This window comes from Stenotrophomonas sp. 63632_Sma (assembly GCF_056482875.1).
Map to the genome: position 1 here is coordinate 4,296,784 of NZ_CM151220.1, position 25,907 is coordinate 4,322,690.

The 25,907-nt window shown below is 67.5% G+C and carries 18 protein-coding genes; 13 read left to right on the forward strand and 5 right to left on the reverse strand.

Annotation, left to right across the window (positions count from 1 at the left end):
* Nucleotides 1-36: 36 nt before the first annotated feature.
* From ACZK45_RS19955 to ACZK45_RS20000, 10 genes are all read left to right on the forward strand, one after another.
* On the forward strand, nt 37-1,278 hold the full coding sequence (locus tag ACZK45_RS19955) for an efflux RND transporter periplasmic adaptor subunit (protein WP_253144367.1): 1,242 nt from the start codon (nt 37-39) through the stop codon (nt 1,276-1,278).
* A 74-nt stretch (nt 1,279-1,352) separates the two neighbouring features.
* The gene (locus tag ACZK45_RS19960; protein ID WP_125895791.1) at nt 1,353-4,586 is read left to right on the forward strand and encodes an efflux RND transporter permease subunit; all 3,234 of its coding nucleotides are present in this window, start codon (nt 1,353-1,355) and stop codon (nt 4,584-4,586) included.
* A gap of 31 nt (nt 4,587-4,617) precedes the next feature.
* Entirely contained in the window at nt 4,618-7,740 is a 3,123-nt protein-coding gene (locus ACZK45_RS19965) for an efflux RND transporter permease subunit (RefSeq protein WP_125895792.1), read from the forward strand.
* Nucleotides 7,741-8,077: 337 nt separating this feature from the next.
* Entirely contained in the window at nt 8,078-10,135 is a 2,058-nt protein-coding gene (locus ACZK45_RS19970) for a TonB-dependent siderophore receptor (RefSeq protein ID WP_293798911.1), read from the forward strand.
* Between the two features lie 129 nt (nt 10,136-10,264).
* Nucleotides 10,265-12,442, forward strand: coding sequence for a YccS family putative transporter (gene yccS, locus ACZK45_RS19975; RefSeq protein ID WP_293798909.1), 2,178 nt, complete (start codon nt 10,265-10,267; stop codon nt 12,440-12,442).
* Nucleotides 12,443-12,582: 140 nt separating this feature from the next.
* Nucleotides 12,583-13,377: an SDR family NAD(P)-dependent oxidoreductase gene (locus ACZK45_RS19980; RefSeq protein WP_049461643.1), complete on the forward strand. Its 795-nt coding sequence runs from the start codon at nt 12,583-12,585 to the stop codon at nt 13,375-13,377.
* Nucleotides 13,378-13,516: 139 nt separating this feature from the next.
* Nucleotides 13,517-15,406, forward strand: a complete 1,890-nt coding sequence (locus ACZK45_RS19985) for an MFS transporter (protein ID WP_478445134.1) — start codon at nt 13,517-13,519, stop codon at nt 15,404-15,406.
* 182 nt (nt 15,407-15,588) lie between these two features.
* Nucleotides 15,589-15,876 (forward strand): CD225/dispanin family protein, encoded by a 288-nt coding sequence (locus ACZK45_RS19990; protein WP_005419784.1) that lies wholly within the window; start codon nt 15,589-15,591, stop codon nt 15,874-15,876.
* A 34-nt stretch (nt 15,877-15,910) separates the two neighbouring features.
* Entirely contained in the window at nt 15,911-16,189 is a 279-nt protein-coding gene (locus ACZK45_RS19995) for a CD225/dispanin family protein (protein WP_032127177.1), read from the forward strand.
* A gap of 43 nt (nt 16,190-16,232) precedes the next feature.
* The gene (locus ACZK45_RS20000) at nt 16,233-16,658 is read left to right on the forward strand and encodes a DUF2752 domain-containing protein (protein ID WP_006473646.1); all 426 of its coding nucleotides are present in this window, start codon (nt 16,233-16,235) and stop codon (nt 16,656-16,658) included.
* 570 nt (nt 16,659-17,228) lie between these two features.
* Here the strand turns inward: ACZK45_RS20000 and ampE are convergent.
* The 5 genes from ampE to ACZK45_RS20025 all read right to left on the reverse strand — a co-directional run bounded on the left by ampE (nt 17,229) and on the right by ACZK45_RS20025 (nt 20,939).
* On the reverse strand, nt 17,229-18,116 hold the full coding sequence (ampE, locus tag ACZK45_RS20005; protein ID WP_478445135.1) for a regulatory signaling modulator protein AmpE: 888 nt from the start codon (nt 18,114-18,116) through the stop codon (nt 17,229-17,231).
* A gap of 134 nt (nt 18,117-18,250) precedes the next feature.
* On the reverse strand, nt 18,251-19,156 hold the full coding sequence (nudC, locus tag ACZK45_RS20010; RefSeq protein ID WP_180838246.1) for an NAD(+) diphosphatase: 906 nt from the start codon (nt 19,154-19,156) through the stop codon (nt 18,251-18,253).
* 146 nt (nt 19,157-19,302) lie between these two features.
* Nucleotides 19,303-19,695, reverse strand: coding sequence for an iron-sulfur cluster insertion protein ErpA (gene erpA, locus ACZK45_RS20015; protein WP_005419789.1), 393 nt, complete (start codon nt 19,693-19,695; stop codon nt 19,303-19,305).
* Between the two features lie 31 nt (nt 19,696-19,726).
* Nucleotides 19,727-20,191 (reverse strand): bactofilin family protein, encoded by a 465-nt coding sequence (locus ACZK45_RS20020; RefSeq protein ID WP_006398829.1) that lies wholly within the window; start codon nt 20,189-20,191, stop codon nt 19,727-19,729.
* A gap of 4 nt (nt 20,192-20,195) precedes the next feature.
* Nucleotides 20,196-20,939 (reverse strand): DUF6776 family protein, encoded by a 744-nt coding sequence (locus ACZK45_RS20025; protein ID WP_019336613.1) that lies wholly within the window; start codon nt 20,937-20,939, stop codon nt 20,196-20,198.
* A gap of 179 nt (nt 20,940-21,118) precedes the next feature.
* Between ACZK45_RS20025 and ACZK45_RS20030 the strand changes: the two genes are divergently transcribed.
* Genes ACZK45_RS20030 through ACZK45_RS20040 form a run of 3 tightly spaced genes read left to right on the forward strand, consistent with a single transcriptional unit; the run spans nt 21,119 to nt 25,867 of the window.
* Nucleotides 21,119-21,736, forward strand: coding sequence for a DUF4126 domain-containing protein (locus ACZK45_RS20030; protein WP_478445136.1), 618 nt, complete (start codon nt 21,119-21,121; stop codon nt 21,734-21,736).
* Nucleotides 21,737-21,780: 44 nt separating this feature from the next.
* Nucleotides 21,781-23,667 carry an EAL domain-containing protein gene (locus tag ACZK45_RS20035; RefSeq protein WP_049424052.1) on the forward strand — a complete coding sequence of 629 codons (1,887 nt, stop codon included), beginning with the start codon at nt 21,781-21,783 and terminating at the stop codon, nt 23,665-23,667.
* Between the two features lies 1 nt (nt 23,668).
* Nucleotides 23,669-25,867, forward strand: coding sequence for an ATP-binding protein (locus tag ACZK45_RS20040; protein WP_478445137.1), 2,199 nt, complete (start codon nt 23,669-23,671; stop codon nt 25,865-25,867).
* Nucleotides 25,868-25,907: the final 40 nt, after the last annotated feature.

The window sequence follows — 25,907 nt, forward strand, 5'->3', positions numbered from 1 at the left end:
GGGCCGTGCCCCGTCCAGCCCTCTTGGAGTCCTTGAATGTCACGTGTTTGGAAGATCGTGCTGCTGGTCGTGGCGGTACTGGTGCTGGCCGTGGTCGGCCTGCGCGTACTCGGCGGGGGCAAGGACAAGGCCGGTAGCCCGGCGGCAGCTGCGCGCCAGGGCAGTGAAGACCCGGATGCCGGCCCGGTGCCGGTGACCGTGGTGGATGCGGCACGCCAGGACGTGCCGGTCTATGCCAGCGCGCTGGGTACGGTGACCGCAATGAACACCGTCACCGTCAGCCCGCAGGTTGGCGGCCAGCTGATGAGCCTGAATTTCCGCGAAGGCCAGGAAGTGAAGAAGGGCGATGTGCTGGCGGTGATCGACCCGCGCACCGCCCAGGCCAGCTATGACCAGGCCGTGGCCTCCAAGCGCCAGAACGAGGCGCTGCTGGCCACCGCGCGTTCCAACTACCAGCGCTCGAACGCGCCGGAGTATCGCCAGTTCGTCGCCAAGACCGATCTGGATACACAGCGAAACCAAGTGGCACAGTACGAAAGCGCAGTCGCGGCGAACGAGGCCAGCATGCGCTCGGCGCAGGTGCAGCTGCAGTACACCAAGGTCACCGCGCCGATCACCGGCATCGCAGGCATCCGCGCGGTCGACGCCGGCAACGTGGTCAACGCCGGCACCGCGCTGGTCACGCTGACCCAGATCCATCCGATCCACGTGCTGTTCAACCTGCCCGAGCGCCAGCTCGGCGATGTGCGCCAGGCGCAGGCCGCCGGTGCGGTACCCGTCGCGGCACTGGACCGCGCCGATTCGCACGTGCTGTCCGGCGACGGCAAGCTTGACGTGGTCGACAACCTGATCAGTGCCGACAGCGGCACGTTCAAGGCGCGCGCGATCTTCGACAACACCGACAACGGCCTGTGGCCGGGCCAGTTCGTCAACGTGCGCATGCAGCTGCGCACGATTGCCGGTGGCGTGGTCATTCCGACCCAGGCCGTACTGCGTGGCCCGGACGGCGAGTACGTCTATGTGGTGCAGGGCGACAACACGGTGAAGATGCAGACCGTGCGCAGCGGCGTGGAAGTGGGTGACAGCCAGGTGCAGATCGCCGAGGGCCTGAAGGGCGGCGAGCGGGTGGTCAGTGAAGGCCAGTTCCGCTTGAAGCCGGGCAGCAAGGTCACCTCGCTGAAGCCGGGCGAAACCCCGGCGGTGCCGACCGAAGCCGAGCTGAAGGCCGCCGAGCAGAAGAACGGCGGCGGTGGCCGTCGTGGCGGCGGCCCGCGCTGAGCGCAGGCTACCGACCTCCCTCGCGCCGGCAAGCCTGCCGGCGCCGACATTGAAGTGCCAGCAAGGATCAGTCCGTGGGCTTTTCGACGATCTTCATCCGCCGCCCCATCGCCACCTCGCTGCTGATGGCGGGCCTGTTGCTGCTGGGCATCCTCGGTTACCGCAAGCTGCCGGTGTCGGCGCTGCCGGAAATCGATGCGCCCAGCCTGGTGGTCACCACCCAGTACCCCGGCGCCAACGCCACCACCATGGCCTCGCTGGTCACCACGCCGCTGGAGCGCCAGTTCGGGCAGATCTCCGGGCTGGAGCTGATGACCTCCGACTCGTCGGCCGGGTTGTCCACGATCATCCTGCAGTTCTCGATGGACCGCGACATCGACATCGCCGCGCAGGACGTGCAGGCGGCGATCCGCCAGGCCACCCTTCCCTCGTCGCTGCCCTACCAGCCGGTCTACAACCGGGTGAACCCGGCCGACGCGGCCATCGTCACCCTGAAACTGACCTCTGACACGCGCCCGCTGCGCGACGTCAACAATTACGCCGACTCGATCCTGGCCCAGCGCCTGTCGCAGGTGCAGGGCGTCGGCCTGGTCTCGATTGCCGGCAACGTGCGCCCGGCCGTGCGCATCCAGGTCAATCCGGCGCAGCTGTCGAACATGGGCCTGACCCTGGAACAGCTGCGCAGCGCGCTCACCCAGGCCAACGTCAATGCGCCCAAGGGCTCGTTGAACGGCAAGACCCAGTCCTACAGCATCGGCACCAACGACCAGCTGGCCAGCGCCGCCGAGTACCGCGACACCATCATCAGCTACAAGAACGGCCGCCCGGTGCGGCTGTCCGACGTGGCCGACGTGGTCGACGGCGTGGAGAACGACCAGCTGGCGGCCTGGGCCGATGGCAAGCCGGCGGTGCTGCTGGAAGTGCGCCGCCAGCCCGGCGCCAACATCGTGCAGACCGTCGAGCGCATCCGCGCGATCCTGCCGCAGCTGCAGGGCGTGCTGCCAGCCGACGTGCACCTGGAGATCTTCAACGACCGTACCGAGACCATCCGCGCCTCGGTGCATGAGGTGCAGTTCACCCTGATCCTGACCATCGGCCTGGTGGTGGCGGTGATCTTCGTGTTCCTGCGCCGCCTGTGGGCCACGATCATTCCCTCGGTGGCGGTGCCGTTGTCGCTGGCCGGCACCTTCGCGGTGATGGCCTTTGCCGGCATGTCGCTGGACAACCTCTCGCTGATGGCGCTGGTGGTGGCCACCGGCTTCGTGGTCGACGATGCGATCGTGATGATCGAGAACATCGTGCGTTACATCGAGCAGGGCAAGAGTGGCAAGGAAGCGGCCGAAATCGGTGCGCGCCAGATCGGCTTCACCGTGCTGTCGCTGACCGTTTCGCTGGTGGCGGTGTTCCTGCCGCTGCTGCTGATGCCCGGCGTCACCGGCCGCCTGTTCCACGAGTTCGCGTGGGTGCTGAGCATCGCCGTCGTGCTGTCGATGCTGATCTCGCTGACGCTGACCCCGATGATGTGTGCCTACCTGCTCAAGCCCGACGCCCTGCCCGAAGGCGAGGACGCGCATGAGCGCGCGGCGGCGGCCGGCAAGCAGAACCTGTGGACGCGCACCGTCGGCCTGTACGAGCGCAGCCTGGACTGGGTGCTGGACCACCAGCGCCTGACCCTGGCCGTGGCCGGCGGCGCACTGGTGCTGACCGTGCTGCTGTACGTGCTGATTCCCAAGGGCCTGCTGCCCGAACAGGACACCGGCCTGATCACCGGCGTGGTCCAGGCTGACCAGAACATCGCCTTCCCGCAGATGGAGCAGCGCACCAAGCAGGTGGCCGAAGCGCTGCGCCAGGACCCGGACGTGACCGGCGTGTCAGCCTTCATCGGCGCGGGCAGCATGAACCCCACGCTCAACCAGGGCCAGCTGTCGATCGTGCTGAAGGAACGCGGCGAGCGCGACGGCCTGGACAAGATCCTGCCGCGCCTGCAGAAGGCCGTCGCCGGCATTCCAGGTGTCGCGCTGTACCTGAAGCCGGTGCAGGACGTGACCCTGGATACCCGCGTGGCCGCCACCGAGTACCAGTACTCGCTGTCGGACGTCGATCCGGCGACCGTGGCCACCCAGGCCACACGCCTGACCGAAGCGCTGCGCAAGCGCCCGGAACTGGCCGACGTCGACAACAACCTGTCCAACCAGGGCCGCGCGCTTGAACTGAACATCGACCGCGACAAGGCCAGCGTGCTGGGCGTGCCGATGCAGACCATCGACGACACCCTCTACGATGCGTTCGGCCAGCGCCAGATCTCGACCATCTTCACCGAACTCAACCAGTATCGGGTTGTGCTGGAAGTGGCGCCGGAGTTCCGCACCAGCACCGCGCTCATGGAACAGCTGGCCGTTGCCTCCAATGGTGCCGGTGCACTGACCGGCACCAATGCCACCAGTTTCGGCCAGGTCACCTCGTCGAACTCATCGACGGCTACCGGCATCGGCGCGCAGAACACCGGTATCACCGTCGGCGCGGGCAGCATCATTCCGCTGTCGGCACTGGCCGAAGGCAAGGTCAGCAGTGCGCCGCTGGTGGTCAGCCATCAGCAGCAACTGCCGGCAGTGACGGTCTCGTTCAACGTGGCGCCGGGCTATTCGCTGTCCGACGCCGTGCGTGCAATCCAGGAGACCAAGGACAGCCTGGACATGCCCACCCACCTGCATGCCGAATTCATCGGCAAGGCCGCCGAATTCACCGGCAGCCAGACCGATGTGGTGTGGCTGCTGCTGGCCTCGCTGGTGGTGATCTACATCGTGCTGGGCGTGCTCTACGAGAGCTACATTCACCCGATCACGATCATCTCCACGCTGCCGCCGGCCGGTGTCGGCGCGCTGCTGGCACTGATGCTGTGCGGGCTGAGCCTGTCCGTGGACGGCATCGTCGGCATCGTGCTGCTGATCGGCATCGTCAAGAAGAACGGCATCATGATGGTGGACTTCGCGATCGAGGCGCGCCGCGCCGGCGCCAACGCGCATGAAGCGATCCGCCGCGCCTGCCTGCTGCGCTTCCGCCCGATCATGATGACCACCGCCGCGGCCATGCTCGGTGCACTGCCGCTGGCGCTGGGCACCGGCATCGGCTCGGAACTGCGCCGCCCGCTGGGCATCGCCATCGTCGGTGGCCTGCTGCTGTCGCAGCTGGTCACCCTGTACACCACGCCGGTGATCTACCTGTATATGGAGCGCTTCTCCGAATGGCTGGCCCGCCGCCGCGAGCAGCGCGCACTGCGCGACGGTTCGCTGCAGGAGCCGCAGGCATGATCCACGCCCCGCTGCTGCGGGGGGCCGCACGATGAACCTGTCCGGCCCCTTCATCCGCCGTCCGATCGGCACCGCGCTGCTGGCCATCGGCCTGTTCATGGTCGGCCTGATCTGCTATCTGCGGCTGGGCGTGTCGGCACTGCCGAACATCGAGATCCCGGTGATCTTCGTGCACGCCAGCCAGTCCGGTGCCGATGCGGCAACCATGGCCTCCACGGTCACCGCGCCGCTGGAACGTCATCTCGGCCAGCTGCCGGGCATCGACCGCATGCGCTCGTCGAGCTCGGAAGGCAGCTCGCTGGTGTTCATGATCTTCCAGAGCGGCCACAACATCGATTCGGCCGCGCTGGACGTACAGACCGCGATCAATTCGGCGCAGGCCGACCTGCCCTCGGGCATGGGCTCGCCGATGTACCAGAAGGCGAACCCGAACGACGACCCGGTGATCGCCATCGCGCTGACTTCGCAGACGCAGTCGGCCGACGAGCTGTACAACGTCGCCGATTCGCTGCTGGCGCAGCGCATCCGCCAGATCAGCGGTGTTGCTTCGGTCGACATCGCCGGTGCCTCGACGCCGGCGGTGCGTGTGGACGTCAACCTGCGCCTGATGAACGCACTCGGCCTGACCGCCGATGACCTGCGCAACGCGGTGCGTGCGGCCAACGTGACCTCACCCACCGGCTTCCTCAGCGATGGCAACACCACCACCGCGATCATCGCCAACGATTCGGTGGCACGCGCCGCCGACTTCGCCGACCTGGTGGTCAAGACCCAGGGCGATGGCCGGGTGATCCGGCTGAAGGACATCGCCAACGTCTACGACGGCCAGCAGGATGCCTACCAGGCCGCGTGGTTCGACCACAAGCCGGCGGTGGTGATGTACGTGTTCACCCGCGCCGGCGCCAACATCGTGGAGACCGTGGACCGGGTCAAGGCACAGATCCCCGCGCTGCGCGACTACCTGCAGCCGGGCACCACGATGACGCCGTACTTCGACCGTACGCCGACCATCCGCTCGTCGCTGCATGAAGTGCAGATCACTCTGCTGATCAGCCTGGCGATGGTGGTGCTGACCATGGCGCTGTTCCTGCGCCGGCTGGCACCCACGCTGATCGCCGCAGTGACCGTGCCGCTGTCGCTGGCCGGTGCCGCGCTGGTGATGTACGTGATGGGTTTCACCCTGAACAACCTGAGCCTGCTGGCGCTGGTGATCGCGATCGGCTTCGTGGTCGACGATGCGATCGTGGTGATCGAGAACATCATGCGCCACCTCGACGAAGGCATGCCGCGGATGCAGGCAGCGCTGACCGGCGCGCGCGAGATCGGCTTCACCATCGTCTCGATCACCGCCTCGCTGGTGGCGGTGTTCATCCCGCTGCTGTTCGCCAGCGGCATGATGGGCGCGTTCTTCCGCGAGTTCACCGTCACCCTGGTGGCGGCCATCGTGGTCTCGATGATCGTCTCGCTGACCCTGACCCCGGCGCTGTGCAGCCGCTTCCTCAGCGCCCACGACCACACGGCGCCGCCGTCGCGCTTCGGCCGCTGGCTGGATGCCGGCCACGAGCGCATGCTGCGCATCTACACCGTGTTCCTGGATTTCTCTCTGCGCCATGCGCTGCTGCTGTCGCTGACGCCGCTGCTGCTGATCGGTGCCACCGTCTTCCTGTTCGGCGCGGTGAAGAAGGGCGCGTTCCCGCCGCAGGACACCGGCCTGATCTGGGGCCGCGCCAACTCCAGCGCCACCGTATCCTTCGAGGACATGGTCGCCCGCCAGCGCCGCATCACCGACATGCTGATGGCCGACCCGGCGGTGAAGACCGTGGGTGTGCGCCTGGGCAGCGGTCGCCAGGGCTCCAGCGCACAGTTCAACGTCGAGCTGAAATCACGCAAGGAAGGCCGCCGCGAAACCACCGCACATGCCCTGGCGCGACTGAGCGCCAAGGCCGACCGCTACCCCGACCTGCAGCTGCGCCTGCGCGCGATCCAGGACCTGCCCAGCAACGATGGCGGTGGCTCCAGCCAGGGCGCGCAGTACCGCATCTCGCTGCAGGGCAATGACCTGGCGTCACTGCAGGAATGGCTGCCCAAGCTGCAGGCGGAGCTGAAGAAGAACCCGAAGCTGCGCGACGTCGGCACCGATGTGGACAATGCCGGGCTGCGCCAGAACATCGAGATCGACCGTGCCAAGGCCGCCCGCCTGGGTGTTTCGGTCGGCGCCATCGACGGCGCCCTGTACGGTGCGTTCGGCCAGCGCCAGATCTCGACCATCTATTCGGACATCAACCAGTACAGCGTGGTGGTCAACGCCCTGCCCTCGCAGACCGCTACTCCGGCGGCGCTGGACGAGGTGCATGTGCGTGCGCGCAACGGCGACATGGTGCCGCTCACGGCGGTGGCCAAGCAGGTGCCGGGGCTGGCGCCTTCGCAGATCACCCATGAGAACCAGTACACGACGATGGACCTCAGCTACAACCTGGCGCCGAACGTGAGCATGGGCGAGGCCAAGGCGATCATCGACGCGACCGTGGCCGGCATGCGCATGCCCGGCGACATCCGCCTGGCTGATGACGCCGGCTTCGGCTTCAACTCCGACCCCAGCGACATGCTGATCCTGGTGTTTGCCGCGATCCTGACCGTGTACCTGGTGCTGGGCATGCTGTACGAGAGCCTGATCCACCCGGTCACCATCCTGTCCACGCTGCCGGCGGCGGGCGTGGGTGCGCTGCTGGCGTTGTTCGGCACCAGTACCGAACTGTCGGTGATCTCGATGATCGCGCTGGTGCTGCTGATCGGCATCGTCAAGAAGAACGCGATCATGATGATCGACTTCGCGCTGGTGGCGCAGCGCGAACATGGGCTGGCTCCGCGCGAAGCGGCACGCGAGGCCAGCATCGTGCGCTTCCGCCCGATCATGATGACCACGATGGTGGCGATCCTGGCGGCGGTTCCGCTGGCGATCGGCCTGGGCGAAGGGTCCGAGCTGCGGCGTCCGCTGGGTATCGCGATGATCGGCGGCCTGCTGTTCTCGCAGAGCCTGACCCTGCTCAGCACGCCGGCGCTGTACGTGATCTTCTCCTGCCTGGCCGAGCGCTGGCGCGCACGTCGCGCACGCAGGCGCGAAGCGAAGCTGCTCAAGCGCGCACAGCGGGCGTAGAAGGGCCCATCCACGCAGGGCATGGATCTACTGGTAGCGCCGGCCGTTGGCCGGTGTTCTCCGTACAGCCAATCTGCCGGCCAGCGGCCGGCACTACCGTGGGAGCGGATGGTGGGTACGAACCGTGGGCACGGATGGTGGGTGCGGACCGTTGGTCCGCATACCTCCGGGTTTGACGCACGGTAACGAAAAGAGAACAATTCTCATCCAGCCATGGTCCTGCGCCCCTTCGCGGCGCCCCGCTGCCATCTCCGGCCAGCCTGCGTGATCCCAGCCACTGCCCCTTCCCCCACCCGTGGGCGGATGGCCTGTGGCCGTCCGTCGAGGACCACCATCGATGCTGCCTTCCCGTTCTCCCCGCCTGGCCCTGCTGGCCATCGCCCTGTCAGCCGCCTGCGCTGCCCATGCCGAAGCGCCGGCCGTCAGCCGTAACGCCACCGATCTGGATGCGGTGAAGGTCACCGCCGAACGCACCCATACCGACGCTGGCGCACTGGGCGACCGCGCCCTGCGCGACACTCCGTTCGCGATCACCGCTGTTGGCCGCGAGCAGATCGAGCAGCGCCAGGTGGTCTCGCTGGGCGAAGCCTTCCTGCTCGACCCTTCGGTCAGCACCCAGGTCAGCGCCTATGCCAGTGGCTGGAGCTCGCCCATCCGCAACCGCGGTCTGGAGCTGAACTACGACAGCTACCGGGTCAATGGCCTGCAGGTCTCTTCCTGGGGCACCGAATGGCCGCTGGAAGTGATGGAACAGGTCGATCTGCTGAAAGGCCCGGGCGGATTCCTGTATGGCTTCGGCACCCCCGGCGGCATCGTCAACTACATCACCAAGAAGCCGACGGACACGCCCACCTTCTCCGCCCAGCTGGGCTGGCGCGAACAAGGCATCGTCAGCGGCGGCATCGACGTTGGCGGCCGCTTCGGCAACGAGCAGATGTTCGGCTACCGCTTCAACGCCTTCCAGGAAAAAGGCGAGACCTTCAATGGCGGACACGTCGATCGCAAGGTGGGCGCACTGTCGCTGGACGCGCGCCTGAGCGATGCGCTCACCTGGACCTTCGACGGTGTGTTCCAGTCGCGCGACCTGCGCGAGGAATCGCCGCAGTACTACTTCCGTGGCCTGACCTCGTTGCCGCGGCCGATCGCCGGAGATACCGACAACAGCGTGCCCGGCACCTACTACGACACACGCTCCAGCCTGCTGTCGACCGGCTTGAACTGGCAGATCAACAGCGACTGGAAAGCCAGCCTGAGTTACGGCGTCACCACCTCGTGGAATGACGTCAACAAGATCTTCGCCTACATCGACGATCTCAACGGCGACTACGACGTCAACGTCTACGAACTGGGTGGCAAGAGCGAGTGGAAGCTGGCCCAGGCGATGCTGCAGGGCAGCTTCCGCACCGGCCCCCTTCAGCATCAGGTGGTGGCGGGCATCAGCCACCAGACCGGACTGGGGTGGGACCGCCCCTACGAGTGGAACCTGATTGGCCGCGCCAACCTGTACCAGCGCCATGCCATCCGCCACGACACCGTTGGTTCGCGGGTGATGACCCGCGGCGACGAGACGGTGCAGCAGGCGGTGTTCGCAAGCGATACGGTGAACCTCGGCAGCGGCTGGTCGGTGCTGGCGGGCTGGCGCTACAACGACTTCGAAACCAAGGGGCGGTACCACACCTACCCGGTCACCCCGACCTACGCCGTGATGTTCAAGCCCAGCGAGGCGGTCACCCTCTACGCCAGCTACATCGAGTCGCTCGAAGCGGGCAGCCGCGTAGGCAACAGCTACATCAACGCCGGTGACGTGCTTGATCCCACCATCAGCAAGCAGTACGAGATCGGGGCCAAGGTCGAAGCGGCGCGTTGGAATGCGAACGTGGCCGCGTTCCGGCTGGAACGTGGTGCCAACATCGATGAGCTCACGCCGGCCGGCAAGCGCCTGGTGCAGGACGGCATCACGCTGTACGAAGGCATTGAAGCCAGTGCCGACCTGCACCTCAACGATGCACTGACCGTCGGCGGCGGCGTGACCTGGCTGGATCCGACCTACGACAAGCTGTCCCCGGGCAGTGCCGCACAGGAAGGCAACCGCACCGCCGGTGCTGCGCGCTGGAGCGGCGTACTGCACGCCACCTACCAGCTGCCGTGGGTAGACGGCTTGGAAACCTATGCCGCCGTGCGCTACTACGGCGATGTCTGGTATGACGCCGACAACACCCTGAAGCTGCCTGACTACACGCTGGTGAATGCAGGCATCGGCTATCGCCTGCTGGCGTCCGGCCATCCGGTGACCCTGCGTGCCAGCGTCGAGAACCTGGCCAACCGGAAGTACTGGTCCAACGCCGGCGCCGGCCTGCCGCGCACGTTCGCGGTGAGCGTGCGCTGGGAGATGTAAGGTGCCGGTCCCCGCCGTCCATGCGGACGACGGGCCCGCACATGGACGGTGGGTGCGGACCGTTGGTCCGCACTCCATATTTCACCCCGTACCCGCAATAATGGTGGGAGACCCTTCCACCGAGCCTGCATGCCCGCCCGCGAATCCCGCCTCAGCCGCCTGTGGGCCCACGAAAAGGCCAGTTATGGCCTTCGGGTGTTCATCGCCCTGACCGCAGCGCTTGCCGTGTGCTGGCAGCTGGACGCGCTCACTGCCCTGCCCGGCGTGTTCCTCGGCATCATCGCCAGCGCCATCGCCGAGACCGACGACAACTGGTGGGGCCGTACCAAGGCGGTACTGCTGTCGCTGCTGTGCTTCTGCCTCGCCGCCGCCTCGGTGATCTGGCTGTTCCCCTGGCCGTGGATCTTCATCGGCGCGCTGGCGCTGTCCACCTTCGGGTTGACCCTGCTGGGTGCGCTCGGCGAGCGCTACGCGTCCATCGCCCAGGCCACGGTAACGCTTGCGATCTACACCATGATCGGGCTGGAGCAGCATGGCGCCAGCGACCTGCACAGCGCGCTGGACGCGGTCAGCCACCTGCTGGCCGGTGCGGTCTGGTACGGCCTGCTGTCGATCCTGTGGACCGCACTGTTCGCCAACCGTCCGGTACGCGAACGCGTGGCGCGACTGTACGTTGAACTGGGCCGCTACCTGCAGTTGAAGGCAACACTGTTCGAGCCGGTGCGCGAGGCCGACCTGCAGCGTCGCCAGCTCGACCTGGCCGAACAGAACCGGCGCGTAGTCGGTGCATTGAATGAAGCCAAGACCGCGATCCTGGCCCGCTTCGGCCGTTCCGGGCGGCCCGGCGTGAACTCCGGCCTGTACCTGCGCCTCTATTACATGGCACAGGATTTCCACGAGCGCGCCAGCTCCTCGCACTACCCCTACGGTGCGCTGGTCGATGCCTTCTTCCACAGCGATGTGCTGTACCGCTGCCAGCGCCTGCTCGACCTGCAGGGGCAGGCCTGCGCACGGCTGGGCGAGGCGATCCGCCTGCGCCGTCCGTTCGTGTATGGCGAAAGCAACCAGCAGGCCGGGCGCGACCTGGCCGATGCGCTGGCCTATCTGCGCGACCAGCAGCGGCCGCAGTGGCAGCGACTGCTTGGCTCGCTGGATCTGCTGGTGCACAACCTGCGCAGCATCGAGCGCCGCCTGCTGGATGCCGAGCGCTCCGAGGCCAGCCTGGACAACGTCGATACCCGCCTGCGCGACAGCAACCCGCACACCCTGCGCGAGATGGGCGTGCGCGTGCGCCAGCAGCTCACGCCCGGCTCGGTCCTGTTCCGCCACGGCCTGCGCATGGCATTGGCCCTGATCGCCGGCTTCGCGGCAATCCGCTTGTTCAATGCACAGAACGGCTCGTGGGTGCTGCTGACCATCGTGTTCGTGTGCCGCCCCAACTTCGGCGCGACCCGCCAGCGCCTTGCACAACGCATCGTCGGCACCGTGGCCGGCCTGGTGCTCACGTGGGCACTGCTGCAGCTGTTCCCGCAACTGCACGTGCAGCTGCTGATCGCGCTGCTGTCGGCGCTGCTGTTCTTCTTCACCCGCACCGACCGCTACCTGGTGGCGTCGGCGGCGATCACGGTGATGGCCCTGACCTGCTTCAACCTGATCGGCGACGGCTTCGTGCTGATCGTGCCGCGCATGGTCGATACGCTGCTGGGTTGTGCAATCGCGGCGGCGGCCGCGTTCCTGATCCTGCCCGACTGGCAGGGCCGCCAGCTGCACCTTGTGCTGGCGCGCGTGCTGGACACCGCCGCGCGCTACCTGGATTCGGTACTGGGCCAGTACCGCAGCGGCATGCGTGACGATCTGGCCTACCGCATCGCCCGCCGCGACATGCACAACGCCGACGCCGCGCTATCCACCGCGTTGTCGAACATGCTGCGTGAGCCCGGCCATGTGCGCCGCAATCTGGATGCCGGCTTCCACTTCCTGGCGCTGTCCAACACACTGCTCGGGCACCTGTCGGCCCTGGGTGCGCACCGCGACCAGGTGGACAGCTACGCCGGCGATCCGCTGGCGCTGGCTGCCGGTGAGCGCGTGCGCAAGGCGCTGCAGCAGCTGGCGACGGCCCTGAGCGCTCGGCAGCCGGTCAGCGAGGACGACAACGACGCTGATCGCGCGGTGGCGGCCGAACTGGAACAGATCGACGAGGCGATGCCGCCGAAGTTGCAGCTGATCCGCACGCAGATGGCGCTGGTGCTGCGGATGCTGCCGAAGGTGCGGGCGGCGGCGAATAAAGCGGTGCGCAGCCTGACCTGATCCCTCATCGCTGGTCGGACATTCCATCCACGCATGGCGTGGATCCACTGCATCGCGTGCAACCGTGCGTTGCGTATGGCGATGCACCCCGATCACGTTCCCGCGCGGATACTGGGTGATCCCCTGCCCCGGATTCCTCCATGAAGATCGAACTCACCGGCCGTACCGCGCTGGTCACCGCCTCCACCGCCGGCATCGGCCTGGCGATTGCCCAGGGCCTGGCCAACGCGGGCGCGCGGATCATTCTCAACGGCCGCAGCACCGACAGCGTCGAACGCGCCCGCCAGCGCCTGCTCGCCGCCGTTCCGGGTGCCGACGTGCTCGGCGTGGCCGCCGACCTCTCCGATGCGGCCGGCGTCGACACGCTGCTGGCAGGCCTGCCCAAGGTCGACATCCTGGTCAACAACGCCGGCATTTTCGGCCCCGAGGACTTCTTCGAGACCGAAGACGCGACCTGGGAACGTTACTGGCAGACCAACGTGATGTCCGGCGTGCGCCTGTCGCGGGCACTGTTGCCGGCCATGGTCGATGCCGGCTGGGGTCGCGTCCTGTTCATCTCGTCCGAATCGGCACGCAACATTCCGGCCGACATGATCCACTACGGCGTCAGCAAGACCGCGCAGCTGTCGCTGTCGCGCGGCCTGGCCAAGCGCGTGGCCGGCAGCGGCGTCACCGTCAACGCGGTGCTGCCCGGCCCGACCCTGTCTGACGGTTTCGCGGCGATGTTCGAAGATGAACGCCAGCGCAGCGGCAAGCCACTGGAGCAGATCGGCCGCGAGTTCGTGATGGCACACCGGCCGTCTTCGGTGATCCAGCGCACCGCCACGGTCGAGGAAGTGGCCAACATGGTGGTGTATCTGGCCTCGCCGCAGGCCTCGGCGACCTCCGGCGCAGCGCTGCGCGTGGATGGCGGCGTGGTCGACGATATCGTCTGAGACCTATCAAGGTGTGCGGACCAACGGTCCGCACCCACAGTTGTGGGGCTTCAGTAGATCCACGCCATGCGTGGATGCATCCCGCCATGGTCCCGGCGGATAGGCAGGAATGCTAGGCTGCGCCGGTCAAGGAGGCTCCATGTCCGGTCACAACCAGTTCGCCCTGCTGCGCCAGCGCCGTTTCCTGCCGTTCTTCGTCGTCCAGGCGCTCGGAGCGTTCAACGACAACGTGTACCGGCAGGCGATCATCAGCATGTTGCTGTTCATGGCCGTACCGGAGGAAGAACTGGGGCTGTACGCCACGCTGGCACCGGCCATCTTCATCCTGCCGTACTTCCTGTTCTCGGCGCTGGCCGGGCAGATCGCCGACAAACTGGAAAAATCGCGGCTGATCGTGATCACCACCACCATGGAGATCGTGATCATGTCGCTGGCCGCCACCGGCTTCCTCACTCAGAGCCTGCCGGTGCTGCTGGTCGCCCTGTTCTGCACCGGCATGCAGTCGACCCTGTTCGGCCCGGTGAAGTACTCGGTGCTGCCGTCGGTGCTCAAGCCCGAAGAGCTGACCGGTGGCAACGGCCTGGTTGAAATGGGCACCTCGATGTCGATCCTGTCCGGCATGATCGTCGGCGGCCTGGTGTTCACCGTTGCCGGCAGCCACGGTACGGTGGTGGCGGCCTGCGCGATCATCGGCTTGGCGATCTGCGGCAACATCGCCGCGCGCCTGATTCCCAAGGTCGATGCCGGCGACCCGAACCTGAAGATCAACTGGAACCCGCTGCCCGAATCACTGGCGGTGCTGCGCATGGCGCGCCAGCAGAAGGCGGTGCGCAATTCAATCCTGGGCGTGTCCTGGTTCTGGTTCGTCGGCACCGTGCTGACCTCGCAGCTGCCGGCCTATGCCGTGACCAACCTCGGCGGTGAGCCGACCCTGTATATCTTTGCCCTGGCCCTGTTCTCGGTCGGCACCGGCATCGGCTCGTTGCTGTGCGAGAAGCTGTCGGCACGCACGGTGGAAATCGGCCTGGTGCCGCTGGGTGCGTTCGGCATGACCGCGTTCCTGCTCGACCTGTATTTCGCCCGCAGCGGCGAAGCGACCGTGCACGGACTGACCATCGGGACGTTCCTGCAGCAGCCGGGCAGCATCCGCATCGTCATCGACCTGATCGGCATCGGCCTGTTCACCGGCATCTTCGTGGTGCCGCTGTTCGCGCTGATCCAGAGCCGCACGCCGAAGGCGCAGATGTCGCGCGTGTTTGCGGCGCTGAACATCCAGAACTCCGGCTTCATCGTCGGCGCAGCCCTGCTGTCGCTGGCCGCGCACAAGCTGCTGCACTGGACCATCCCGCAGCAGTTCCTGGCGCTGGCCATCGCCAACGCACTGGTGGCGATCTACATCTTCACCATCGTCCCCGAATTCCTGATGCGCTTCCTCAGCTGGCTGATGGTGCGCACCCTGTACCGCCTGCGCCCGCACGGCATCGAGGCCAACGTGCCCGACGAGGGCGCCGCGCTGCTGGTCTGCAACCATGTCAGCTACATGGACGCGCTGATCCTGTCGGCGACGATCCCGCGCCCGGTGCGCTTCGTCATGTACTACAAGATCTTCAACATTCCGGTGATGCGCTGGATCTTCCGGACCGCCAAGGCGATCCCGATCTCCGGCGCGCGCGAGGACCCGGCGCTGATGCAGCGCGCGTTCGATGACATCGATGCTGCGCTGGCCGAAGGCGAGCTGGTCTGCATCTTCCCGGAAGGCGCGCTGACCAAGGATGGTGCGATGGCACCGTTCAAGTCCGGCGTCGAGAAGATCCTCGAACGGCGGCCGGTGCCGGTGGTGCCGATGGCGCTGCGCGGCATGTGGTCGAGCATGTGGAGCCGGCGCGACAGCCGCCTGGGCCGCATGCGCGTGCCGCGCCGTTTCCGCGCCACCGTCGAGGTGGTGGCGGCAGCGGCCGTGGTTGGCCACAGCACCAGCGCACCGGTGCTGGAGGCCCAGGTGCGAGCCCTGCGCGGCGATCACGCCTGACGAGATGGGCCCGCCGAGCGGGCCCAGCGGACTCCCCCACATACGTCACCGTCCAGTGGTGTACGCGACATGCCGTGACTGTAAACGCATACATGCAACGCAGGTTGCGGTAGATTACGCACCCACAGGGGGGAGGTCCGGCCGATTCATCATGGCCGGCCACCAAGGAATGGAGTCTCGCTTTGAATCAACCACCACCGCTCAGCCGTCCGGTCTACATCCCCAACCATCTGGTCTGGGCGATCCTGACGACGCTGTTCTGCTGCCTGCCGTTGGGCGTGGTGTCGATCGTGTACGCCTCCCAGGTCGATGGCCGCCGCGCGGCCGGCGACCTGCCGGGGGCCTACAGTGCGTCGCGCAAGGCGGGCTGGTGGGCGGTGGCTTCGGCCGTGGCCCTGCCGGTCCTGTTGCTGTTGTGGTTCGGGCTGTTCGGCGGCTTGGCCGTACTGGGCGCTCTTTCCGACCAATGATTCACCACCACCACCCATCAAGGAGCTTGAACCCATGAATACTGCTACTCCGCAGGTCCCGAACAACCTGGTCTGGGCGATCCTGACCACCCTGTTCTGCTGCCTGCCGGCCGGCATCGTGTCGATCGTCTACGCCGCCCAGGTCAACGGCAAGCTGGCGGCCGGCGACATCGCCGGCGCCCAGGACTCCGCCGCCAAGGCCAAGAAGTGGGCCATGTGGTCGGCCATCGCCTGGGTCGTGCTGGTCGTGCTGTACGTGCTGTTCTTCGTTGTGCTCGGCGGCATGGGCGCGATGAGCAACGGCAACTACTGATACGCCTGGACGGATCCGGCGCCTGCGCCGGATCCGTTGTTGCATGTCCGCGCTTCCCGCTCGTTCCCGACTCGCCCGCTGGGCACCGCTGCTGGTTTCCGCCGGCCTGGCCGTGGGTGCCACGGTGGTGCTGCGCAACGTCAATCCGTATGTCGCCGGCAATCCCCTGCCGAGCTGCCCGCTGTACGCGCTGACCGGCCTGTACTGCCCGGGCTGTGGCAGCACGCGCTGCCTGTATTCCCTGGTCCACTTCGACCTGCCCGGCGCGATGGCGATGAACCCGCTGCTGGTCATCAGCCTGCCGTTCCTGTTGTTGATGCTGCTGAACATCGCCGGCATCCGCCCGCGTGTGCTCGACCCGCTGATGCGGGTGCTGGCCAATCCCGTGTTCTGGCTCTGGGTGCTGCCCGGGTATGCGCTGCTGCGCAACCTGCCGTGGGCGCCGTTCACCGCACTGGCACCGATCTAGGTTTCCAGCCAACGGCGCAGCCCCTCGTGGTGGGCGGCGTTTGTCGATCATGGGGTTGGCCGGGCGGGATGGGTTTGCGGGGGACGCCGTGAATCCGTCCGTGGAGGCTTGGCCGCGGCATCCATGCCGCGGACACCCCCGCAAACCCATCCCGCCCGGCCACGGACAGTTTCCGTGTGCGTCCACCACGGAAAAGAAAGAGAAGATCAAAAGCGAAAGCGGATCGCTTCGCTCTGCATCCACGCATGGCGTGGATCTACCGTGTCGACCAAGGTCGACACCTACCAACAGCCGCGGGAATCTGCCGGGGGTGGGGCGATGTGGGGCTGCAGGACCGTTGGCGCCATGGGCCCGAGGCATGCCTCGGGCGGGTTGGGCAGGAGGCCCAACCCCGGTCTTGCCGTGTGCGCAGGACAGCGCACACGAGCAAGGCGCCATCGAGCCCCCAAGGACGGGTTTACGGCGTGTCCTGCAGCCCCACACCGCCCCGCCCAACCATCACCAATCCAGAGCTGCTGTTGCTGTTGCTGTTGCCTCTGCAGGTGCAGGGCTGCAAGCCCTGCAAAGCAACTACGTCACCCAGCCTGCAATCACCAGCAGGGCCAGGATCGCCAGCCACAGCAGCAGCATCCTCCACACCAGGCTCATCGCATCCCGCAGGTCCGGCAACCGCTGCCACACCGGCAACAGCCCCGCCTCGGTGTAATCGTGCGCATCCTCGCGCAGCTCGGCATTGACGCTGGCCCGCGCCACCGCGCCCAGGAAGCCGATGTTGCCGGCCAGGCGCTCGCCGTGGGCCTGGCGCCAGGCCTTCCACGCCGTATCGAAGTTGCCCACCAGCGCCATCGAAAATGCCATCAGCTGCGCCACCGGCCACTCGATCCAGCCCAGCAGGCGCTGCGCCAGCGCCAGCGGCTCCACCGGCACGCGGGCACGCATCGGGCTTTCCGCCATCTGCGCCAGCAGCCGGTAACCGAGAGCACCGGCCGGGCCCAGCAGCAGGAACCAGAACAGCACCGCGAACCAGCGCCGCAAGGCGTTGAGCACGGTTGCCTCGACCAGTGACGGAATGTCCTCGCGCAGGCTGCCACCGGCCGCCTGCAGGTTACGCACCGCGGCCTGGCGCGTCGCCGCGTCATCGGCATCGATGATCGCTTCGATATCGCGGTCCAGATCGCGCGGGCCCCAGCACCACGCCAGCACCGCCACGCCCAGCAGCAGCGACGGCAGGCCGAACAGCACCCCGCGCAGCAGCCACGCCAGCAGCGCCATCAGCAACAGCGGCGGCAGCAGTGCCAGGGCAACGCCTGCCGGCCCCTGCCAAGCCTTGCCACCGCGCGCGTCCAGCCAGCCCAGCCAACGCCGGAAGCCGTCGAAACGGCGCAGCGAGGCGGCAGCGGCCGGGGCAACATGGCCCAGGGCCAGTGCCACCAGCACGGCGGCCAGAGTGGTGAACATGGCAGGTCTCCCTACGAAACAGAACGCTCGGCGTCGCTACCTTACCTGTCGCAGCGGCGCCCTCAGCGGTGAACCGGACTGTAACCCGGGCCGTGTTCAGGTGGCGGCAATACAGGCGCCACCGTCAGGCCCGCTCAGCCCTTCTGCTGCCGGTACCAGTGTTCGATCAGGCCGCGCGAAATCGAGATCGGCGGCGACAGGCGGATGCCCTGGCCATCGTCCTCCACATCGCGTGCCAGTGCGGCGCCGACCTCGTCGGCACTGAACCAGCGCGCATCTTCCAGCTCGCCATCCACGGTCGGCAGGTCATCCTGCGCCTGTGCACGGAAACCGATCATCAGCGCGCCCGGGAACGGCCACGGCTGCGAACCGAGGTACTGGCAGGCGGTCACCCGTACCTTGCTCTCCTCGTGCACTTCACGCACCACGGTCTGCTCGAAGGTCTCGCCGGGTTCGACGAAGCCGGCCAGCACCGAGTAACGCCGCGGTGCCCAGTTCGACTGCCGGCCCAGCAGCAGCCGGCCCTGGTTTTCCACGGCGACGATCACGGCGGGATCGACACGCGGGTAGTGCTCGGTGGCGCACTGCCCGCAGCGGCCGACGAAGCCACCACGGGCAAACGCCACGGCGCCGCCGCACACGCCGCAGAAGCGGGTGCGCGAGTGCCAGTAGGACATGCCGCGGGCATAACTGAAGGCGGTCGCATCGGCCATCGGCCACAGCAGTGCGGCCTGGCGCAGGTCGAGGCGGCGCGGGGCCGTGACGGTAACGTTGGCGGCTTCGACCGAGAACCAGGCCTGCTCGCCACGCAGGCCAAGGAAGATCGCGGCACCGGGGCCGCCGCCGATGTCGGCGCCGGTCAGCGCCAGCGGCTGGTCGTCATCGCCGGTGAAGACGCTGCCGTCCTGATCGAGCACGAGAATGCGCGCGCCCGGCCACAGGCGCGCCAGTGCATCGGCATCGTCGCGCAGGGCATCGGCGCGCTCCAGCGGTTCGCCAACGAAGGCGAAACCGGAAAGCGGCGAAGGAGTATTGGGCATCCGGCAAGCGTGCCGCCAATCGATGCAGGTGGCAAGTTCGGCGCTGTGCGCAATCTGCCGGTGTGGGCGTGCAGGCACAGCATCCACGCATGGCGTGGATCTACTGAGGTGCCAACCTTGGTTGGCACCTTCCGGCCACAGGCCTCTTACATGCTGAAGCTGCTGCCGCAGCCGCAGGTGGTCTTGGCGTTCGGGTTGCGGATCACGAACTGGGCACCGGTCAGGCTCTCGGTGTAGTCCACCTCGGCGCCCATCAGGTACTGCAGGCTCAGCGGGTCGACCAGCAGGGTCACCCCGCTGGTCTGTACCGCCAGGTCATCCTCGGCACGGTTCTCGTCGAACTCGAACCCGTACTGGAAGCCCGAACAGCCACCGCCTTCGATGTACACGCGCAGGGCCAGGTCGGGGTTGCCCTCTTCCTGGATCAGGGATTTGACCTTGGCGGCCGCCGACTCGGTGAAGTTCAGCGGGCGCTCCAGCGACTGGTAATCGGGCGCGGCAACCGGGGTGGCGCCGGGCAGGGAGACTAGCGTGCTCATGGTGTCAGCATGGGGGTGCCGACGATGGCTTTCAAGCCATCGCCTCGGCCAGCTTGCGGCGTGCGGCGGTGTCACCCTTGCCGCCATTGGCCTCATCACCTTCCGGGGCCGGCAGGGCTGCCATCGGGGCGCTGGCATGGATCAGGCGGCCGTTCAGCTGGGCACCCGCATTCATCTCCACCACCTGGTAATGGACGTTGCCATTGACCCGCGCGCTCGGGGTCAGTTCGACCTTCTCGGTGGCATGCACGTCGCCGTCCAGGCGTCCACTGATGACCACCACCTGGGCACGGATCTCACCTTCGATCACGCCATGCTCGGCGACCGTCAAGGTCGCGCCGCTGGCGCCTTCGGCGGCGATCACCTTGCCGTGGATGCGGCCTTCCACATACAGGCCACCACTGAATTCCACATCACCGCGGATCACCACCTGGTTGCCGATCAGGGCATCCACCACCAGCTGGCCTTCACGGTTGGATTTGCTGCTTCCGAACATCTGCCTACTCCCCTTTGGCGGCCGGCGCACCGGCCTGTTTCCAGTCGAATACCTGGGTGGTACCCCCCGTACCACTCCCCAATGTCACCCGCACGCGTTGCGGGGTGAAGTCAGCCGGCAGCATCACGCTGCCGGTGAGCTGCTGGAAGTACCGGAACGAGTAATCCTGTCCCGGTACCTTGCTGCGCTGGTGCAGATCATCCCAGCTGATCGTGGCCAGCTTGCCGTTCTTGACGCCTTCCACGGTGAAACGCATCTGCCCCTGGCTGATGGCGCCGCGGTTGAGGTTCTGTGTCAGCACGGCGGTGTACTGCCAGGTGCCGGCCGCTTCCGGGCTGAACTCGATCGAATGGGTGTTCAGGCCCTTGCGCTGGCTGGTCGAACCCACCAGGCGCTCATAGAAGGCAACGTCGGCACGCAGGCCGGCGATTTCCTCATCGCGTTCGGCCAGCGAGGACTGCACCTCGGTGTTGGCGGCGCGGCTGATGCGGTCGGAGGCTTCCAGCGTGGCCTGCTTCTGGCGCAGTTCGGTCAGCTGCGCCTGCAACGTCTCGGCGCGCTTCTCGGCGGCCTGCAGGCGCTGGCCCTGTGCATCGCGCGGCGTGGCCATCCAGCAGCCACCCAGCACGGCCAGCACCAGGCTGAGCAGCCAGATGCCGCCGATCACCAGCAGGCGGCGGCGGTCGGCCGGCGGTTGCGGCGCGCCGGGCAGGCGAACCTGCACGCGCATGGGAGGACGGTTGGTCATGGGTGGATTCCGGGGCATCGCGAGGGCGACACCGGTACGGCCCCTGTGGCAAACGACGGGCTAGTGTATGACAGGACGGGTGGGTTTCCTGCGCAGTGGCGAGCCACCGTCTGTGGCGTTCAGGCATGCCATCGTCGATAGTGTGGTCCCCTGCACAGTTCCGTCGCCGGAGCATCGCCATGACCGAAGCCCACCTGTTCGTGATCGGCATCCTGCTGGCCTGGCTGGCCGGCATCCGCGTCTACCTCACCGTGTTCGGTGTCGGCCTGGCCGGCCTGCTCGGCTGGGTCGACCTGCCGCCGGCCCTGCAGACCACCGAATCGTGGTGGGTGCTGGGCACCTCGGCAGCGCTGGCGGTAACCGAATTCTTCGCCGACAAGATTCCCGGCGTCGACTCGGCGTGGGATCTGGTGCAGACCCTGGCACGCGTACCCGCAGGTGCCTTCCTTGCCGCAGCCACGCTGTCGCCGGATGGGCAACTGGGCACCGGCGCACTTGCTGCCGGTGCCGGTGTCGCGCTGGCCAGCCATGGCCTGAAGGCCGGCACCCGCGCCCTGCTCAATACCTCGCCCGAGCCTGCCAGCAACTGGGTGGCCTCCGCAGCCGAGGACACCGTGGTGGTCGGTGGCCTGGCCCTGGCCCTGGCACACCCGTGGATCGCGCTGATCGTGGTGCTGGCCTGCAGCCTGGCCGGCGCGCTGCTGGTGTGGCTGGTCTGGCGCACCTTGTGGAAGGGCGTGCGCTGGCTGGCACGCAGTGCGTCGCCCGACAGTCCACGCCAGCCCGGTACCGGTTGATCGCCGGGCTTGTCGCATAATGGACGCGAACACCAGGAGCACCGATGGCCGCAAACGAATCCCCCGCGGGCGCCCGCCCGGGACGCGCTGAAACCCCTCCGGCCGATCATTGGCAACGCTGGACCGCTGAACCGGCGAGCGCGGTCGCCGCAGCGCCGGCCGCGGTTCCGCCGCTGGCCGCCTCCGACGCACCCGCATCGATCGGCAGCGCACCGCCGCCGTTGCCGGCCCCGGCCGTGCTGGCCGAGGCTGGCAACAACGACCAGGCGCCGCCGCCCTCCGATTCGCCCTACCGCGTGCTGATCGTCGAGGACGACCGCGCGCAGGCCCTGTTCGCACAGAGCGTGCTGCATGGCGCCGGCATGCAGGCGATCGTGCACAGCGATGCCGACGGCGCGCTGCAGGCGATCAAGGAGCATCGCCCCGACCTGATCCTGATGGACCTGCACCTGCCCGGCCTGGACGGCATGCGCCTGACCGCGCTGATCCGCCAGCAGCCTGGCCTGCAGTTGCTGCCGATCGTGTTCCTGAGCGGCGATCCGGACCCGGAGCGCCAGTTCGAGGTGCTCGACAGTGGCGCCGACGATTACCTGAGCAAGCCGATCCGCCCCCGCCACCTGATCGCGGCGGTGGCCAACCGCATCCGCCGCGCACGTGCGCAGGCAGCAACCCTGCCTGGTGCTACCGGCGCACCGGCCACCAGCAATCCGGAAACCGGCCTGCCGACACGTCACCACGTGCTGCAGCAACTCAACGCCACCCTCACCCACCGCGACCGGGGCGGCGTGTTCTTCATTGAAGTGGCCAGCGCGCTGGGCCTGCGCGAACGCTATGGCTACGCCGCCTTCGAGCGCCTGATGGTGCAGGCCGGGCAGCGCCTGGCCGAGGCCGGCCATCCGCACCTGCTGGCACGCCTGAACGACAACAGCTTCCTGCTGCTGGCCCGCAATACCGATGAAGACAGCCTGGAAAGCATCGCCGCGACCCTGCGTGAGCAGCTCTCGGCGCGCGCCTTCGTGATCCGCGATGATGAATCGGTGCATCTGCGCGGCGTGGTGGGTTACGCGCCGCTGTCGCCGGGCTTCGACGATGCCAACGCCGCACTGGAAGCGGTCGAGCGCACCACCCTGCAGGCACGCCTGCTCAGCGCCGGCGTGGCAGGCCACGTGCATCGCCAGGCCGTCACCGAACAGGAACACCTGGCACTGCTGGAAGGCCAGCTGGAGCTGGCCTATCAGCCGATCGTCGCTGTCGCCGGTGGCAACACCGCGCAGTACCAGCTGCTGCTGCGCCTGCGCCAGGCCGACGGCACGGTGCTGGCGGCCGGCCAAGTGATTCCCGCCGCCGAAGCGGCAGGCCGCATCGCCGACCTCGACCAGCAGGTGATGGACCATGCGCTGGGCCTGCTGGACCTGTACCGGCACGCAACGCAACCGCTGAACCTGTTCGTTTCGCAGTCGCTGCGCACCCTGCAGCGCGATGCCTTTGGCGACTGGCTGCTGGAATCGCTGCAGCAGCGTGACCTGCCCGGCAGTGCGCTGGTGATCGACGTGCGCCTGCCCGACGCGCTGATCCACACCGTGCCGCTGCAGCAGTTCTGCCAGCGCATGGCCGGCGCCGGCGTGCGCTTCTGCCTGAGCCAGTTCGAACCCAGTGGCGAAGCCGATGCACTGCTGACCCAGCTGCCGCTGTCGTTCGTGCGCATGGCCGCGCGTTTCTCCAGCAGCCATTCCAACCCGGCCACGCGCGAGGAACTGCGCAAGGCGATCGAACAGGCGCATGCCGCCGGGCTGCAGATCATCGGCCAGCAGATCGAGGACCCGCAGGCCGCGGCAGCGATGTGGGTCGGCGGCGTCGATTACATCCAGGGCAACATGGTGCAGTCGGCCGGCAGTGACCTGAACTTCGACTTCCACAACGCGGTGCTCTGAGGTGCCGCTGTGGGGCGTGCTGCTGGTTGCCCTTGCTGCGGCCGTCGCACTGCTGCTGTTGGGCATGCGCCTGCGCGCGCGCAGCCGGGCACTGGCCCAGCTGCAGCGCGAGCACAGCGCGCTGGCCGCCGAGCGCGACCAGCTGCGCCATACCACCGAACGCCAGGGCCAGCTGGAACAGCAGCTGCTGCAGGCCAAGCAGGCCGCCGAAGCGGCCGTGCTGGCCAAGGGCGAGTTCCTGGCCACGATGAGCCACGAGATCCGCACGCCGCTCAACGGCATCCTGCCGATGCTGGAGCTGATCGCGCGCGGGCCGCTGGGTGAGGACCAGCGGCAGATGCTGGCCACCGCTTCGGCCAGTTCACAGCAGCTGCTGCGCATCGTCGACGACATCCTCGACTACTCCCGGCTGGAAGCGCAGGCGCTGGAACTGGAGATCACCAGCTTCAACCTGCGCGAACTGCTCGATGGCGTGGTGCAGCTGATGCAGCGCGCCGCCGATGCCAAGGGCCTGTCCCTGGCCCTGCAGCTTGACCCATCGGTGCGCCTGCCGGTGCGCGGCGACCCGGTACGCCTGCGCCAGGTGCTGAGCAACCTGCTGGCCAACGCCATCAAGTTCACCGCCCGCGGCCAGGTGCAGCTGCGCGTGCAGCGCCTGGGCGAAGGTGCGGCCCAGCACCAGCTGCGCTTCGAGATCATCGACACCGGCATCGGCATCGATGAGGCACTGCAGGCACGCCTGTTCCAGTCCTTCAGCCAGGCCGATGCCTCGACCACGCGCATCTACGGTGGCACCGGCCTGGGCCTGGCCATCTGCAAGCGCATCATCGACCTGATGCACGGGCAGATCGGCGTGCAGTCCACGCCCGGCCAGGGCGCAACGTTCTGGTTCGAGATCCCGCTGCTGAAAGTACCCGGCGACCTGCCTGCGATGGCGCGCGCCCCCGCAGCGCTACTGTTGTTCAGCGCCGATGCAACGCTGCAGGCACGCATCGAGCGCATCGCCGCCCACCATGGGCTGCAGGTGCAGGTGCTGGCACAGCTGGATGCCGTGGTCGAGCGCCTGCGCGCTCCCGCGCGGCCCGGACAACCAGCACCGGCATGGCTGATTGTCGATTCCCGCACCCGCCGCAACGGCGAGGTCACGCTGCAGCAGGCGCTGGCCGAGCGCGGCGACGATGATGCACTGCAGGTACTGTGGCTGCAGGAAGACACGCCTGCACAACGCCCGCGCCAACGCCAGCTGCTCCCGCATTTCGATGATGCAGCCCTGCATGCACTGCTGGCGGCGCCTGCCACGCCTGCCCGCCCTGCCGCCCTGCTGGCCAATGCCGAAGACGGCTTGCCCGCACCGACGCTGCCGCCACTGCACCTGCGCGTGCTGCTGGTGGAAGACAACACGGTCAACCGGATGGTGGCCGAGCATCTGCTGCGCGTGTTCCAGTGCGAGGTGCGCAACGCCGCCGACGGCAAGCAGGCACTGGCCGCCCTTCGCGAAGGCGGCGTGGACGTGGTGCTGATGGATTGCCAGATGCCGGTGCTGGACGGCTACGCCGCCACGCGCCGCTGGCGTGCGGAAGAAACGGAAACCGGGTGCTCGCGGTTGCCGATCATCGCGATGACGGCCAACGCCATGGCCGGTGACCGCGAACGCTGCCTGCAGGCCGGCATGGACGACTACCTGTCCAAGCCGATCGCACGCGCCACCTTGCATGCGCTGTTGAGGCGCTGGGGGCAGCGATCACGCGATGTCGTAGCGTCGAGCTTGCTCGACGGTGATGCATCCGGGGCCAGTGGAATCCCGCCAGCCGAGCATGGCCCGGCTCTACAAGAGACGAAAAGCCAAGCGGTGACGCAACCGGTGCTGGACCGTGATGTGCTGGACGAACTGCACGCGATGATCGGCGATACCGCCCTCCAGATCGTCTCGGTGTTCCTGGAGGATGCGCCGGCGATGGTGCAGCAGCTGCAGCAGGCCGCGCAGAGCAGCGACGAGCCGCGACTGCAGGCAATCGCCCACAGCCTTAAATCATCGAGTGCGAACGTGGGGGCGTTGTCGCTGTCGGCAATCGCGCAGCGGATCGAGCACGAAGCCCGTAGTGGCAGCCTGCAGCGCCCCGCAGTGGCGGTGGCGCTGCTGGTTGCCGAATTCGCCCGGGCGCGCGTGGCGCTGACGGGCTACCTGGCACAGCATCGGTAGCGTCGAGCTTGCTCGACCATCGCCATGCTGATCACAGTCG